Here is a 15100-nt window from a genome sequence, read left to right as displayed (position 1 = left end):
GTTTCCGGCCCCCCACGCAAACGGAGTAGTTTTTGTCAGAGTCCTTGGGCGTGGGGGCTTGTTCCGTTAAGATAGTCGGCTTTTTCACGGCGGGAGTCAGGCAGCATGGCGCAGCAGTATCAACCGGGGCAACGCTGGATTAGTGACAGCGAAGCAGAGCTGGGGTTAGGCACCGTTCTGGCACAGGACGGGCGCTTGTTGACCGTGCTCTATCCGGCCACTGGCGACACTCGTCAGTATGCGCTACGGAATGCGCCCCTCACCCGCGTGAGGTTCTCGCCGGGCGACAGCATCACCCATTTCGAAGGCTGGAAAATGACCGTGCAGGAAGTCGACGACGTCGACGGCCTGCTGGTGTACCACGGCCTCAATGGGCAGAACGAGCAGGTCACCCTGCCGGAAACCCAACTCTCCAACTTCATCCAGTTCCGCCTGGCCAGCGACCGTCTGTTCGCCGGGCAGATCGACCCGCTGGCCTGGTTCTCGCTGCGCTATCACACCCTGGAACACACCAGCCGCCAGTTGCAGTCCTCGTTGTGGGGCCTGGGTGGCGTGCGTGCGCAGCCTATCGCGCACCAACTGCACATCGCCCGTGAAGTCGCCGACCGTATCGCGCCACGGGTTTTGCTGGCGGACGAAGTGGGCCTGGGCAAGACCATCGAAGCCGGCCTGGTGATCCATCGCCAACTGTTGTCGGGCCGCGCCAACCGCGTGTTGATCCTGGTTCCGGAAAACCTGCAGCACCAATGGCTGGTGGAAATGCGCCGCCGTTTCAACCTGCAGGTGGCGCTGTTCGACGAAGAACGTTTTATCGAAAGCGATGCCACCAACCCGTTCGAAGACACCCAGCTTGCGTTGGTCGCCCTGGAGTGGCTGGTCGACGACGAGAAGGCCCAGGACGCGCTATTTGCCGCCGGCTGGGACCTGCTGGTGGTCGACGAAGCCCACCACCTGGTGTGGCATGAAGACAAGGCCAGCCCCGAGTACGCACTGGTCGAGCAACTGGCCGAAGTGATTCCCGGCGTGCTGCTGCTCACCGCCACCCCGGAGCAATTGGGCCAGGACAGCCACTTCGCGCGCCTGCGCCTGCTCGACCCGAACCGCTTCCATGACCTCGCCGCCTTCCGCGCCGAGAGCGAGAACTATCGCCCGGTGGCCGAAGCCGTGCAGGAGCTGCTGGACAAGGGTCGCCTGTCCCCTGCCGCACACAAGACCATCCAGGGTTTCCTCGGCGACGAAGGTGAAGCCCTGCTCACCGCCGTCAACGATGGCGACACCGAAGCCAGCGCGCGCCTGGTGCGTGAGCTGCTCGACCGCCACGGCACCGGCCGTGTGCTGTTCCGCAACACCCGCGCCGCCGTGCAGGGTTTCCCGGAGCGCAAGCTGCATGCCTACCCGCTGCCGAACCCGGACGAATACCTGGAGCTGCCGCTGGGCGAACACGCCGAGCTGTACCCCGAAGTCAGCTTCCAGGCGCAGCCGGACGTCGAAGAAGAAAATCGCTGGTGGCGCTTCGACCCTCGGGTCGAATGGCTGATCGACCAGCTGAAAATGCTCAAGCGCACCAAGGTCCTGGTGATCTGCGCCCACGCCGAAACTGCCATGGACCTGGAAGACGCCCTGCGCGTACGCTCCGGCATTCCGGCCACGGTGTTCCACGAGGGCATGAACATCCTCGAGCGTGACCGCGCCGCCGCCTACTTCGCCGATGAAGAGTTTGGCGCCCAGGTATTGATCTGCTCGGAAATCGGCAGTGAAGGCCGCAACTTCCAGTTCTCCCATCACCTGGTGCTGTTCGACCTGCCGTCCCACCCCGACCTGCTGGAACAGCGCATCGGCCGCCTGGACCGGATCGGCCAGAAACACGTGATCGAACTGCACGTGCCGTACCTGGAAACCAGCCCGCAAGAGCGCCTGTTCCAGTGGTACCACGAAGCGCTGAACGCGTTCCTCAACACCTGCCCGACCGGCAACGCCTTGCAGCATCAGTTCGGCCCGCGCCTGCTGCCGCTGCTGGAAAACGCCGACGACGGCGAGTGGCAAGCCCTGATCGACGAGGCCCGTGCCGAGCGCGAGCGCCTGGAAGAAGAGCTGCACACCGGTCGCGACCGCCTGCTGGAACTCAATTCCGGCGGCGCAGGTGAAGGTGATGCCCTGGTCGAAGACATCCTCGAGCAAGACGACCAGTTCGCCCTGCCGATCTACATGGAAACCCTGTTCGACGCGTTCGGTATCGACAGCGAAGACCATTCGGAAAACGCGCTGATCCTCAAGCCCAGCGAAAAAATGCTCGACGCCAGCTTCCCCCTGGGCGACGACGAAGGGGTGACCATCACCTACGACCGTAACCAGGCACTGTCCCGTGAAGACATGCAGTTCATCACCTGGGAACACCCGATGGTGCAGGGCGGCATGGACCTGGTGCTGTCCGGCTCCATGGGCAACACCGCCGTGGCGCTGATCAAGAACAAGGCGCTCAAGCCGGGCACCGTGTTGCTGGAACTGCTCTACGTCAGCGAAGTGGTTGCCCCGCGCTCCCTGCAACTGGGCCGTTACCTGCCGCCGGCCGCCCTGCGCTGCCTGTTGGATGCGAACGGCAACGACCTGTCCAGCCGCGTGTCGTTCGAAACCCTCAACGACCAGTTGGAAAGCGTGCCACGCGCCAGCGCCAACAAGTTCGTGCAGGCCCAGCGCGATCAACTCACGCCACGGATCAATGCCGGTGAAGAGAAGATCACTCCGCGCCACGCCGAGCGTGTGGCCGAAGCCAAGCGTCGCCTGGCGGCGGACACCGACGAAGAACTGGCGCGCCTGACGGCGTTGCAGGCGGTCAACCCGACCGTGCGTGACAGTGAGCTGGTGGCCCTGCGCAATCAGCGCGAGCAAGGTTTGGCCATGCTGGACAAGGCGGCGCTGCGGTTGGAAGCGATTCGGGTGTTGGTGGCGGGTTGATCACCGCCCTGCCCTGTTAAATGAAAAAGACCCGCGCAATGCGGGTCTTTTTCATTGGCCTTGGAGGCCCCATCGGGGGCAAGCCCCCTCCCACAACTGATCGGTGATCGACATGACAGCACCGTCAAATGTGGGAGGGTTCTACACCCCGATGGCGTCACCTCACTATCAGGCCGTTGCAGCAGCAGCCGGCACCTCAACCGCCCCCAACCCATCCTTCATCCGCTTGGAATCGCGCACAAAACTGCGCGACGCCTGGAACAGGAACAGCATGGTCAGGAACAACGCCACCGGAATCAGGTACATGGCATCGTGCAATCCCACCGCCTTGTAAGCCTCGGTCATCTGCTGCGCCCCCGCTGCATACATCGCCGAATGGGCAAAGTAGTCAGATAAGCCACCCACCACGATCGGCCCCATCCCGCCGCCCAGCAAATACAAGCCTGCGAAGAACAGCGCCATCGCCGTGGCCCGCAGGCGCGGCTCGACCACGTCCTGGATCGCTGTGTACACGCAGGTGTAGAAGTTGTAGGCAAACAACCAGCCCACGCTGAACAGCGCCACGAACACACCAATCTCGATGCGCCCGGCGTGCAATGCCCACGCGGTGGTCACGGTAGAGATGATCAGACTGAACGCCGCAAACAAGAGACGGCCATTGGCGACCCGCTGATGGATCTTGTCGGCAACCCAGCCGCCCAGGGTCAGGCCCACCAGGCCGGTCAGGCCGACGATCACCCCGGTGGCGACCGCAGCGTCCTGCAAGGGCATCAGGAAGTAACGCTGCAACATCGGCACCAGGAACGAATTGCAGGCGTAGGTGGCGAAGTTGAAGCACAACCCCGCCAACACCAGCCACAGGAAGGTCGGCACCGCCAGCACGCGACGGATCGGGCGGTCGACACGCTCCTGGGAAACTTGCACGGTTTCTGCCGCGCCGCGCTTGGGCTCCTTGATATAGAACATGAACACCGCCAGGATCAACCCCGGCACAGCGGCGATAAAGAACGGAGCGCGCCAGCTGTCGAACGCCTTGACCATCCAGCCGATGGTGAAGAATGCCAGCAGCAACCCCAACGGCAGGCCCAGCATGAAAATCCCCATGGCCCGCGCACGGCGGTGTGCCGGGAACAGATCGCCAATCAGCGAGTTGGCGGCCGGCGCATAGCTGGCCTCACCAATACCGATGCCCATGCGCACCAGCAGAAACGTCCAGAAACTGCCGACCAGGCCATTGACCGCCGTCAGCCCGCTCCAAGCGAACAGGCCCCAGCCCATCAGTTTGCTGCGTGAGCCGGTGTCGGCCAGCCGCCCGAGCGGTAGCCCGGCAATCGCGTAGACGATGGTGAAGGCGGTGCCGATAATCCCGAGCTGAAAGTCGCTCAGGTGCCATTCCATGCGGATTGGCTCGATGATGATCGCCGGAATGGTGCGGTCGAAGAAGTTGAACAGGTTGGCGAGGAACAGCAGGAACAGAATGCGCCAGGCATTCGCCGCTTGGGTCGAGTTCTGCATGGGTCCGTCTCTTTTATTGTTATGAGAGCTGCGATGCCCGATGCATCCTGCCCGGTACCAGCAACATAGTCAGGCAGGGCCCGGTTGTCTGTAATGATTCGTAAAGCTGATAGGGCATGATTTCGCCCGGCAACACGGGACTTTCCCCACAAAAATATAAGTGCGCGCCCCCCTTCCCAACGGCCATGGCACGGATAGAATGGCGAGCCTTCCGTAGCATCCCCAACCTACTTTTCTTATTGATGACGCCCATGTCCGAAGCCAGTCCGTGTCTGAATTGCGGTGCCTGCTGTTCACACTTTCGTGTGTCTTTCTTCTGGGGTGAGTGCGCCTCGTCGGGGGGCACGGTGCCCGATGACCTGGTGGTGCAGATCAACCCGACCCGCGTTGCAATGATCGGCACCGACCAGAAACCCGCGCGCTGCTGCAGCCTTGAGGGCGAAGTGGGCCAGGGCACCCGTTGCACGATCTACGAACAGCGCTCAAGCGTGTGCCGCGAGTTCGAGTCCTCGTGGTACGAGGGCGTGCACAACGCCGATTGTGATGCAGCCCGTGCCGCCTTTGGCCTGGCACCGCTGGAACAGCCTTTGGAACTGGCGTTGCCGATCAGCGCTTAGCATCAAACGCTATGGACGGCATGCCAAAATCGTAGCAAAGCAAAATGCCATTATTCCTTGCGCATTCTCCTATGCTTCTATACTCGACCTCATAGGTCATCGCCTCAGGCAGTGACGTGACTCTATGACGGGACATGCTATGGAATGGCTAGGTCTGCATTTTTTTACCGAGCTTCCAGAGAGCGGGCACTTATTACTCAATTGCAGTCATAACCCCTTCCTGGTGCTGCTCGCCTATCTGGTTGCTTGCGCGGCCGGCTTCGGTACGCTGGACATGGCCGAACGTGTCGGCCATGTCGAGGACGCTACCGCCAGACGTCATTGGCGCTGGCTCGGCGCCGGTTGCCTGGCAGGCGGGATCTGGTCCACCCATTTCATCAGCATGCTGGCCTTCCAGGCCCCCATCGCAATCCACTACGAATTATTGATGACGTTTGCTTCGCTGTTGATTGCGTTGGTCGCCTCGTTGTTCGCCATGCAAACCCTCAGTCATTCCAACCTGCGTTTCCACCAGTACCTGCTGGCGTCGGTGTGGATGGGCATCGGCATCGCATTGATGCACTACGTCGGCATGTCTGCCATGCGCTCACAGGCCCAGGTCTATTTCGAGTCCGGACTGTTCATGGCCTCGGTGGGCATCGCCATCGGTGCCAGCCTGTCTGCGCTGTTGCTGTCGAGCTACCTGCGTACCGGCGCCGGTGTGTTCCATCAACTGCTCAAGTACGCTGCCAGCCTGGTACTCGGCGCCGGGATCCTGAGCATGCACTTTACCGGCATGGCGGCCATGCGACTCATCGTTCCCACCGGGGCCGACCTTTCGTTACCCCTGGATAACAACCCCATTCAACTGGGCCTGTCGGTGGCCGTTATCACCCTGCTGGTGATCGGCAGCAGCATCAGCGCCGCCCTGGCGGACAAGAAACTGCAGCACAAGGAACGCGACCTGCGGCGGGTCAACGCCCTGCTCAGCGAACTGGACCAGGCCCGAGCATCGCTGCAACAGGTGGCGCATTACGACGCCCTCACCAGCCTGCTCAATCGCCGCGGCTTCAACCAGATCTTTGCGGAGAAGCTCGCCGAAAAAACCGCGTCCAACGGCATGATGGCGGTGATCTTCCTCGATATCGACCACTTCAAGCGCATCAATGACAGCCTCGGGCATGACGCCGGCGACCAGTTGCTCACCGTGCTGGCCGGGCATATCAAGGGCTCGGTACGCAGCCACGCGGATGTGGTGGCGCGCTTTGGCGGCGATGAATTCTGCATCCTGATCAGCATCCACCACCGCGACGAAGCGCGGCACCTGGCCCAACGCATCATGCAGCAGATGAAAGAACCCATCGAACTGGCCGGCCGGCGCATGGTGATGACCACCAGTATTGGCATCAGCCTGTTCCCCGACGATGGCCTGACCTGCGAAGAGCTGCTGAAAACCGCCGACCTGGCGCTGTACCAGTCCAAGGACGCCGGGCGTAACAACCTGAATTTCTTCAGTTCCAACCTGAAGACCCGCGCGTTCCTCGAACTGCAACTGGAGGAAGAACTGCGCAGCGCCCTGCGCACCCGCAACCAACTGGTGTTGTTCTATCAACCGATCTTTGACATGAAACTCGGCAAGGTCACACGCCTGGAAGCCTTGGTGCGCTGGCAACATCCCCAGCATGGGTTGCTGGCGCCGGACCGGTTTATCGGTATCGCAGAAAGCAACGGGCTGATTGCCGAACTGGACCACTGGGTATTGCGCCAGGCCTGTCATGACCTGAGCCTGCTGTCTGACCGGGGCTACACCGATCTGACCATGGCGGTGAACTGCTCGGCCCTGAACCTGGCCCGTGACGAGCTGGCGGACGAAATCGAAGACGCCTTGCGCTTCAGTGGCATCGGCGCGAACCGCCTGGAACTGGAAGTCACCGAAAATGCACTGATGGGCAACATCAGCAGTACCCTGGCGTTACTGCGGCAAATCCGCGCGCTGGGCGTATCGCTGGCCATCGACGACTTTGGTACCGGCTACTCTTCCCTTGCCTACCTCAAGCGCCTGCCACTCAACACGTTGAAGATCGACCGCTCGTTTATCCAGGATATTCCCAGGTCCACCGCCGATATCGAGATTGTCCAGGCGGTTATCGGCATGGCCCATACCCTGCACCTGGAAGTCGTGACCGAAGGCGTGGAAACCCAGGCCCAGTTCGAGGTGCTGCTCAAGCATGGCTGCGATTTCGTCCAGGGTTACCTGCTGAGCCCGGCGGTGCCGGCCAGTGACATCGTTGGTGTGATGCAAGGCATCAACATGCGTAACCCGCTACACACAACCAGTACGCTGGCCGCCAAAGACATCAGTGCACCAAAGGAACCTGCCCCGGGTCGCGGTGGGTCCACGTCCATCGTCAGGCCAATTCGCTGACGCCGAATCTTTGGCATTTCGCCATCATTTGCCTAAAGAACCCCGACGAACGGCCGATTCACCAGAGTCCGGCCGTGTTTTCCCTGAAATCACAGGGGTAAAACCCAATCGTCCAGGACAAGGACGCACTGCAAAGTCGCGAACACCCATTCCGTGATGGCCCCTTGATCTGTTTCAGCCATCCGCCCAGGCACATGGCGCACAATGACTTCTAAAAATAACTCTGCCACCGTGGTATCCGACGTATTGCTCCCAGCTCCTGCGGACACACCCCCAGGTTCAAAGTCATTGAGCACCGCCCGCCCGCTGGCCACCCAGCAATACCTGTACTTCACCGAAACCAATACCGACCGCATCCTCGACAACCTCGACGGCCTGCGCGACATGGTGTTCCCGCGCCCGCCCCACCTGGAAGGCGACAGCGACCCGCGCAACGAACAGGAATTCCCCTCGGTATGCCTGATCGGCCTGGGCCGCTGCGGTTCGAACATCGCGCTGGACGTAGCGGAACTGGTGTACAACGCGCGCAAGTTCTACCTGAACGAATTCAGCAATGAAGATAAGTCACAGGACAAGGGTTACAGCCCGGCCCAGTGGATCCGCAACAACCTGCGCCTGGGCAGCGGCAAGGCCAGCAAACCGGTATTCCTGGTCGAGCCGCTGGTGATGCTGGGCGACCTGGACAAGGACATCGCCGGACGTATCCGCTTCTCGCGCAAGGGCGAGAAAAGCGGTTTCCTGCGCGACTACAGCAAGATGAAAATCATGGACCTGTCGGAAGTCCATGCTGGCGGCGCCGGTAACGCGCCAATCCTCGGCCAGTACCTGGCCAAGATCATCCTGAACAAAGACACCCAGCGTTTTTCCAGCCCCGACTGGAAGATGATCCACTCGTACCTGATCGACTCCTGCGGTATCAAGGCCAACCAGTCGCGCCTGTACTTCTCGATCTTCAGCGCCGGCGGCGGCACGGGTTCAGGCATGGCCTCGGAATTCGGCCTGGCCCAGCAACACTCGTACATGAACAAGACCTTCGACACCAAGCCCGCCGATGAGCACGACAGCAAGAGCGGTCACGCCTTTGTGTTCGAGCCGATCTTCACCAGCGGTATCTGCGTGCTGCCGAACATTTCCGACCACCGCAGCGAAATGTCCGAGGCGCTGCACATCAACGCCGGGCGACTGCTGTGCAAATACCTGTCGGAAGAATGGGATTTCTCGTACAACTTCGCCAATGAAGACAGCAGCGAAGCCAGCGTGAAGGGACGGATCCGGCCGTGGAACGCGATGATGCTGATCTCCAATGACATCATGCGTTATGCCGAAGAAAGCGATGACGGCAATATCCAGAACATTGACGTCAATGCCATGGAAAAACACGCCAACCAGTATATTTCCCAGCAGATCTTCAACATCCTCACCGCCCAGGCCGTGACCACCGACTACGACCAGAACTACTTCCGGCGCGCTGGCATCGACATCGGCGAAACCATTCGCCTGGATGCCAACGACCTGTTCATGAGCCTGGCCGGCCCGGTGGCGATTGCCTACGCCGAGTCCGTGGTCCCGGAAACCCCGGCGCCGTCGAACGACAAGTTCAAGGTGTTCGAGAAAGAGCCGCAGCGCCTGAACATCGACGATCTGTTCTTCCGTTCCATCGACCTGCCGCACTTCAACAAGGTCACCCAGGCCATCGAAGGCATCAGCCTGTTGCCGATCGAATCCAAGCGCTACAAGGCGTCCCTGGAACAGTACAAGAACTCTGGCTACGACGCCGCCGCGCTGCATGACCTGCACTTCTTCAAGAACTGCTCGTCGGTGGTCTCGATTGTGTCGCTGCCCAAGGACTACAAGCTGTCCTACATGGACCTGAATCGGCTCAAGACCCACCTCAACAGCCTGTTCCCCAACACCACGCTCAAGCGCTACGCCCTGGTGATCGGCGCCTCGGCCAACCTGTCGCTGACCACCCTGATCGCCAAGAGCCCGTGCCTGTCGGATGACTTCCTCACATTGATCGTGGCCTTCATCAAACGCTGTTTTGCGCGCAACCCGTACCGCTTCGATGACACGCTGGATAACTCGATCCTGGACTTCATCATCCACGAGGACTTCGACGAAGATCGTATCGACGAGTTGCTCAACGAGTTCGAGAACCCGGCGAAGATCCTCGATACCAACTGGTACGCGATCAAGCCGATGTATGAGAAGAAGTACCGCGAGCTGATCAACGACAAGGAGAAGTTCGTGTCGATCAATGACATTCGCCTGTCACGGGATTGCGTGAAGAAGGCGATCAAGTACCTGCGTGAGATCTACCGCCACCGAATTGGCAAGACCAAAGTTATCTCCTTGAACAACCATACCGGCAAGACGGCTTAGACCGAGGCGCGCCCATCGCAGGCAAGCCAGCTCCCACACTTGGAATGCATTTCAAATGTGGGAGCTGGCTTGCCTGCGATGACGGCCTGTATTGCAAAAAAATGTATAGCCTTGCCACACCACGAAACAATTCTGCAGCCGTTTAGCCACCCGCCCAACTGTTCCCGTGACGCGCACGTCACCCTCGGCTGTGACCTTTCTCTACGGCAAGATGCCATCACCGCCTCAGCGGTTACTCCGCTACACACTTACCGCGGCAAAAAAGACGCACCTTTTTCGTGCGGGCTTTTATTGCGCCGCCCTTTCCTGGATCAGAATCCACGGCGAAACCACCACCGCCCACAGGCTCGGATCGCGCTCCACCAGGTCCAGCGCCCGCGTCGCAGACACTTCGCCAAGGCTCCCCGCAGCCAGCCACCCGGCGACTTTGTCGCGGTTATCCTCGGCCATGCCTTCGGCCGCTTCGATCAAATCCAGGCCAGCGTCGACCCACAATAGGGCACCCTTGGCAAAGAACGGCTCAAGCTCCTTCCAGGAAATTTCGGCAGTTTCACCGAGCAGCTTGGCATAGAGGGTGCTAGGTTCTTGCGTCATGGGAGTTCACCTGAATAAAAAATCGGCGCAATCATAACGTCGAGCGTCAGGCAGAAAAACCCAGTTGCAAATGCGTCATCGATTGAAAGGGTCAGGAAAGCCAAGGATTGCCCGGAACTCTGGCATCACCCCGCCGCAATTCTGTCTTTTTCTTTCATTTAAGCGACATACCCGGGTTTTGCCCCCAGCAGCCAGCTTTTCAAGCGATCAACCGGCGCTCTACACTGTACCGGTACAGTTGCCAGGGCACTGCCGGGGGGATATCCGAGATATCTGATCCGGTTCTGCAGCTCACAAGGCCGCTAGAACTATAAAAAATACAACAGTAAGAGTGGAGCACTATGAATAAGGCTACTAAGCAGATTTCCAAACTGTTTGCCGCTATGGTCCTGGCTGGGGTTGCCGGCCATTCGTTCGCAGCCGACACCATCAAGATCGGTATCGCAGGTCCTAAAACCGGTCCTGTGACGCAATACGGCGACATGCAATTCATGGGTGCCAAGCAAGCCATCGCCGACATCAACGCCAAGGGCGGCGTCGACGGCAAAATGCTTGAAGCCAAGGAGTACGACGACGCTTGCGATCCTAAACAAGCCGTTGCCGTGGCCAACAAAGTGGTCAACGACGGCGTCAAGTTCGTGGTCGGCCACCTCTGCTCCAGCTCCACTCAGCCAGCCTCCGACATCTATGAAGACGAAGGCGTGATCATGATCACCCCGGCTGCCACCAGCCCGGAAATCACTTCCCGTGGTTACAAACTGGTCTTCCGCACCATCGGCCTGGACAGCGCCCAAGGCCCTGCGGCCGGTAACTACATCGCCGACCACGTGAAGCCAAAAGTCGTTGCGGTCATTCACGACAAACAGCAGTACGGTGAAGGCATCGCCACCGCCGTTAAACAGACCCTCGAGAAGAAAGGCGTGAAAGTTGCCCTATTCGAAGGCATCAACGCCGGCGACAAAGACTTCGGTTCGCTCATTCAGAAGCTCAAGCAAGCCAACGTCGACTTCGTCTACTACGGCGGCTACCACCCTGAGCTGGGCCTGATCCTGCGCCAAGCCAAGGAAAAAGGCGTGAACGCCAAGTTCATGGGCCCGGAAGGTGTCGGCAACGACTCCATCTCGCAAATCGCCCAGAACGCTTCCGAGGGCCTGCTGGTTACCCTGCCGAAGTCGTTCGACACCGATCCGGCCAACAAGGCCATCGTTGAAGAGTTCACCAAGAACAAGCAGGACCCTACCGGTCCGTTCGTGTTCCCGGCCTACTCGGCTGTTGAAGTCATCGCCGGCGGTATCGCTGCCGCGAAGTCCGAAGACACCGCCAAAGTGGCTGCGGCCATCCACGCAGGCACCTTCAAGACCCCAACCGGCGACCTGAGCTTCGACGCCAAGGGCGACCTGAAGGACTTCAAGTTCGTGGTCTACGAATGGCACTTCGGTAAACCAAAAACCGAAGTTTCCCCTCAGTAAGCCAGGCGTTACTGGTCCAACAAGCCCACTGTGAGAGCAGTGGGCTTTGTTTTACGAGGTTTATGGGCCTGACACCCGCGATCCGGGCGCTGGCTCACCTGAAAATCTTAAAACCGTCACCAGCGGTTCGCTGGCAAACGCTTTGTGCAAATGTGCTCACAGAACACAGCACGGGGCCGGAACATGACTCCACCAGTGAAATGCGTATCGGGTTTTTAGGAGCGCTGTAATGCCTGAGATCTATCATTTTTTCCAAACGCTGGTTAACGGCATGACCGTTGGCAGCACCTATGCCTTGATAGCCATTGGCTACACAATGGTTTACGGCATCATTGGAATGATTAACTTCGCCCATGGCGAGGTGTACATGATTGGCTCCTACGTGGCCTTCATCGCCCTTGCCGGGCTGGCCATGCTGGGTATCCACTCCCTGCCGCTGTTGATGACCGCTGCGTTCCTTGCATCGATCGTCGTGACCAGTGCCTATGGCTACAGTATCGAGCGTGTTGCCTACCGTCCCTTGCGTGGCAGCAACCGTTTGATCCCGCTGATTTCCGCCATCGGCATGTCGATTTTCCTGCAGAACACTGTACTGCTGTCCCAGGACTCCAAGGACAAGTCCATTCCCAACCTGATTCCGGGGAGCTTCTCCTTCGGCCCGGGTGGCGCACAAGAAGTGCTGGTTTCGTACATGCAGGTCCTGGTCTTCGTCGTCACCCTGGTGGCGATGCTGGGCCTGACCCTGTTCATCTCCCGCTCCCGTCTGGGGCGTGCCTGCCGGGCCTGCGCCGAAGACATCAAGATGGCCAACCTGTTGGGCATCAACACCAACAACATCATTGCCCTGACCTTCGTGATCGGTGCTGCGCTGGCCGCCGTCGCGGCGGTGCTGCTGAGCATGCAGTACGGCGTGATCAACCCCAACGCCGGTTTCCTGGTAGGCCTAAAGGCTTTCACCGCGGCGGTATTGGGCGGCATCGGCAGTATCCCGGGCGCGATGCTCGGTGGCCTGGTGCTGGGTGTGGCTGAAGCCTTTGGTGCCGATATCTTCGGTGACCAATACAAGGACGTCGTGGCGTTCGGCCTGTTGGTTCTGGTGCTGTTGTTCCGTCCGACCGGCATCCTGGGCCGTCCGGAGGTTGAGAAAGTATGAGCAGATATCTTAAATCGGCGTTTTTCAGCGCCTTGCTGGTATGGGCCGTGGCCTTCCCGGTACTCGGCCTCAAGCTGAGCATTGTCGGCATCAACCTTGAAGTGCATGGCACAGGGCCCGTCACCCTGACCGTCATCGCCCTGTGTTCGGTGCTGATGTTCCTGCGCGTGTTGTTCAGCGATCAGTTCAATGCCTTGCTCAAGAGCAACCGTGGTCCGTTGGTATCGCCCAAGGTCAGCCAATTCCTGACCCTGCCGCGCACCCAACGCTACATCATCATTGCCCTGATCATCGCCGCGTTGATCTGGCCGTTCTTCGGCTCGCGCGGTGCGGTCGACATCGCCACCCTGATCCTTATCTACGTGTTGCTGGGCCTGGGCCTGAACATCGTGGTGGGCCTGGCCGGCCTGCTCGACCTGGGTTACGTGGGCTTCTATGCCGTGGGTGCCTACACCTATGCGCTGCTCTCACATTACCTGGGCTGGAGCTTCTGGATCTGCCTGCCACTGGCTGGCATGGCGGCGGCGACGTTCGGCTTCCTGCTGGGCTTTCCGGTGCTGCGCCTGCGCGGTGACTACCTGGCGATCGTGACCCTGGGCTTCGGTGAAATCATCCGCCTGTTCCTGCGTAACCTCACCGATATCACCGGTGGCCCCAACGGCATCAGCAGCATCCCCAAGCCAACGTTCTTCGGGCTGTCGTTCGACCGTTCCGCCGCTGAAGGCATGCAGACGTTCCACGAGTACTTCGGGATCGACTACAACCCGGTGAGCAAAGTGGTGTTCCTGTACCTGGTGGCGCTGCTGCTGGCACTGGCCGCCCTGTTCGTGATCAACCGCCTGCTGCGCATGCCCATCGGCCGTGCATGGGAAGCGCTGCGCGAAGATGAGATCGCCTGCCGCGCACTGGGCCTGAACCCGACCATCATCAAGCTCTCCGCCTTTACCCTGGGCGCTGCGTTCGCCGGTTTCGCCGGCAGCTTCTTCGCCGCGCGCCAAGGCCTGGTGACCCCGGAGTCGTTCACCTTTATCGAGTCGGCGATCATCCTCGCCATCGTGGTACTGGGGGGCATGGGCTCGCAACTGGGCGTGATCCTCGCGGCGATCGTGATGATCCTGCTACCGGAAATGATGCGTGAGTTCAGCGAATACCGCATGTTGATGTTCGGCGCCATGATGGTGCTGATGATGATCTGGCGTCCTCAAGGTTTGCTCCCGATGCAACGCCCACACATGGAGCTGCGCAAATGAGCCGCGAGATCCTGAAAGTTGAAAACTTGAGCATGCGCTTCGGCGGCTTGCTGGCGGTCAACGGCGTGGCCCTGACCGTGAAAGAGAAACAAGTGGTCGCGCTCATCGGCCCCAACGGGGCCGGCAAGACCACGGTGTTCAACTGCCTCACCGGCTTCTACAAGCCGAGCGGTGGCAGCATCCTGCTGGACGGTCAGCCGATCCAGGGCCTGGCCGGTCACGAGATCGCCCGCAAGGGCGTGGTGCGGACCTTCCAGAACGTGCGCTTGTTCAAGGACATGACGGCGGTCGAGAACCTGTTGATCGCCCAGCACCGTCACCTGAACACCAACTTCTTTGCGGGACTGTTCAAGACCCCGGCGTTCCGCAAGAGCGAGCGCGAGGCCATGGAATACGCCGAGTACTGGCTGGACAAGGTCAACCTCACCGAGTTTGCCAACCGCCCTGCTGGCACCCTGGCCTACGGTCAGCAACGTCGCCTGGAAATCGCCCGCTGCATGATGACCCGTCCGCGGATCCTGATGCTCGACGAACCGGCCGCCGGCCTGAACCCCAAGGAAACCGAAGACCTCAAGGCGCTGATCAGCGTGTTGCGTGAAGAAAACAACGCCACGGTGTTGTTGATCGAACACGACATGAAGCTGGTCATGAGCATTTCCGACCACATCGTGGTGATCAACCAGGGCACGCCTTTGGCCGACGGGACACCGGAGCAGATCCGCGACAATCCTGAAGTGATCAAAGCCTATTTGGGGGAAGCGTAA

At 60.1% G+C, this 15100-nt stretch carries 10 protein-coding genes; 8 read left to right on the top strand and 2 right to left on the bottom strand.

Annotated features, from left to right (window positions below):
• The first annotated feature begins 105 nt into the window (after window positions 1–105).
• Window positions 106–2952 carry an RNA polymerase-associated protein RapA gene (gene rapA / locus AC3WP7_RS03440; protein WP_071488858.1) on the top strand — a complete coding sequence of 949 codons (2847 nt, stop codon included), beginning with the start codon at window positions 106–108 and terminating at the stop codon, window positions 2950–2952.
• Window positions 2953–3120: 168 nt separating this feature from the next.
• Here rapA and AC3WP7_RS03435 read toward each other — a convergent pair whose 3' ends face one another.
• Window positions 3121–4467: a spinster family MFS transporter gene (locus AC3WP7_RS03435; protein ID WP_093119266.1), complete on the bottom strand. Its 1347-nt coding sequence runs from the start codon at window positions 4465–4467 to the stop codon at window positions 3121–3123.
• A gap of 251 nt (window positions 4468–4718) precedes the next feature.
• Between AC3WP7_RS03435 and AC3WP7_RS03430 the strand changes: the two genes are divergently transcribed.
• From AC3WP7_RS03430 to AC3WP7_RS03420, 3 genes are all read left to right on the top strand, one after another.
• Complete coding sequence (locus AC3WP7_RS03430) at window positions 4719–5084, top strand: YkgJ family cysteine cluster protein (protein ID WP_071488855.1); 366 nt, start codon at window positions 4719–4721, stop codon at window positions 5082–5084.
• Between the two features lie 139 nt (window positions 5085–5223).
• On the top strand, window positions 5224–7488 hold the full coding sequence (locus AC3WP7_RS03425) for a putative bifunctional diguanylate cyclase/phosphodiesterase (protein ID WP_092241250.1): 2265 nt from the start codon (window positions 5224–5226) through the stop codon (window positions 7486–7488).
• Window positions 7489–7692: 204 nt separating this feature from the next.
• Complete coding sequence (locus AC3WP7_RS03420; RefSeq protein ID WP_071488853.1) at window positions 7693–9870, top strand: hypothetical protein; 2178 nt, start codon at window positions 7693–7695, stop codon at window positions 9868–9870.
• Window positions 9871–10158: 288 nt separating this feature from the next.
• On the opposite strand, the gene AC3WP7_RS03415 is transcribed toward AC3WP7_RS03420, so the two are convergent.
• A complete protein-coding gene (locus AC3WP7_RS03415) occupies window positions 10159–10464 on the bottom strand; it encodes a DUF2288 domain-containing protein (protein WP_092241248.1) in 306 nt (101 codons plus the stop codon).
• Window positions 10465–10805: 341 nt separating this feature from the next.
• Between AC3WP7_RS03415 and AC3WP7_RS03410 the strand changes: the two genes are divergently transcribed.
• The 4 genes from AC3WP7_RS03410 (at window position 10806) to livG (ending at window position 15100) form a co-directional block, all read left to right on the top strand.
• Window positions 10806–11933, top strand: coding sequence for a branched-chain amino acid ABC transporter substrate-binding protein (locus AC3WP7_RS03410; protein WP_058425228.1), 1128 nt, complete (start codon window positions 10806–10808; stop codon window positions 11931–11933).
• A gap of 229 nt (window positions 11934–12162) precedes the next feature.
• Window positions 12163–13086, top strand: coding sequence for a high-affinity branched-chain amino acid ABC transporter permease LivH (livH, locus tag AC3WP7_RS03405; RefSeq protein ID WP_071488852.1), 924 nt, complete (start codon window positions 12163–12165; stop codon window positions 13084–13086).
• Window positions 13083–14336 carry a high-affinity branched-chain amino acid ABC transporter permease LivM gene (locus AC3WP7_RS03400; RefSeq protein ID WP_058425230.1) on the top strand — a complete coding sequence of 418 codons (1254 nt, stop codon included), beginning with the start codon at window positions 13083–13085 and terminating at the stop codon, window positions 14334–14336. Before livH ends, AC3WP7_RS03400 begins: the two co-directional genes overlap by 4 nt.
• Entirely contained in the window at window positions 14333–15100 is a 768-nt protein-coding gene (gene livG / locus AC3WP7_RS03395) for a high-affinity branched-chain amino acid ABC transporter ATP-binding protein LivG (RefSeq protein ID WP_016975067.1), read from the top strand. Before AC3WP7_RS03400 ends, livG begins: the two co-directional genes overlap by 4 nt.

The organism is Pseudomonas sp. FW305-3-2-15-C-LB1 (genome assembly GCF_058787615.1).
Note: the sequence above shows the minus strand (reverse complement) of the source record. Positions and strands in the feature narration are given on the sequence as shown.

Bases quoted from the DNA above. Each gene is read 5' to 3' on its own strand.
- rapA (WP_071488858.1), top strand. From the start codon at position 106: ATGGCGCAGCAGTATCAACCGGGGCAACGCTGGATTAGTGACAGCGAA.
- AC3WP7_RS03435 (WP_093119266.1), bottom strand. From the start codon at position 4,467: ATGCAGAACTCGACCCAAGCGGCGAATGCCTGGCGCATTCTGTTCCTG.
- AC3WP7_RS03430 (WP_071488855.1), top strand. From the start codon at position 4,719: ATGTCCGAAGCCAGTCCGTGTCTGAATTGCGGTGCCTGCTGTTCACAC.
- AC3WP7_RS03425 (WP_092241250.1), top strand. From the start codon at position 5,224: ATGGAATGGCTAGGTCTGCATTTTTTTACCGAGCTTCCAGAGAGCGGG.
- AC3WP7_RS03420 (WP_071488853.1), top strand. From the start codon at position 7,693: ATGACTTCTAAAAATAACTCTGCCACCGTGGTATCCGACGTATTGCTC.
- AC3WP7_RS03415 (WP_092241248.1), bottom strand. From the start codon at position 10,464: ATGACGCAAGAACCTAGCACCCTCTATGCCAAGCTGCTCGGTGAAACT.
- AC3WP7_RS03410 (WP_058425228.1), top strand. From the start codon at position 10,806: ATGAATAAGGCTACTAAGCAGATTTCCAAACTGTTTGCCGCTATGGTC.
- livH (WP_071488852.1), top strand. From the start codon at position 12,163: ATGCCTGAGATCTATCATTTTTTCCAAACGCTGGTTAACGGCATGACC.
- AC3WP7_RS03400 (WP_058425230.1), top strand. From the start codon at position 13,083: ATGAGCAGATATCTTAAATCGGCGTTTTTCAGCGCCTTGCTGGTATGG.
- livG (WP_016975067.1), top strand. From the start codon at position 14,333: ATGAGCCGCGAGATCCTGAAAGTTGAAAACTTGAGCATGCGCTTCGGC.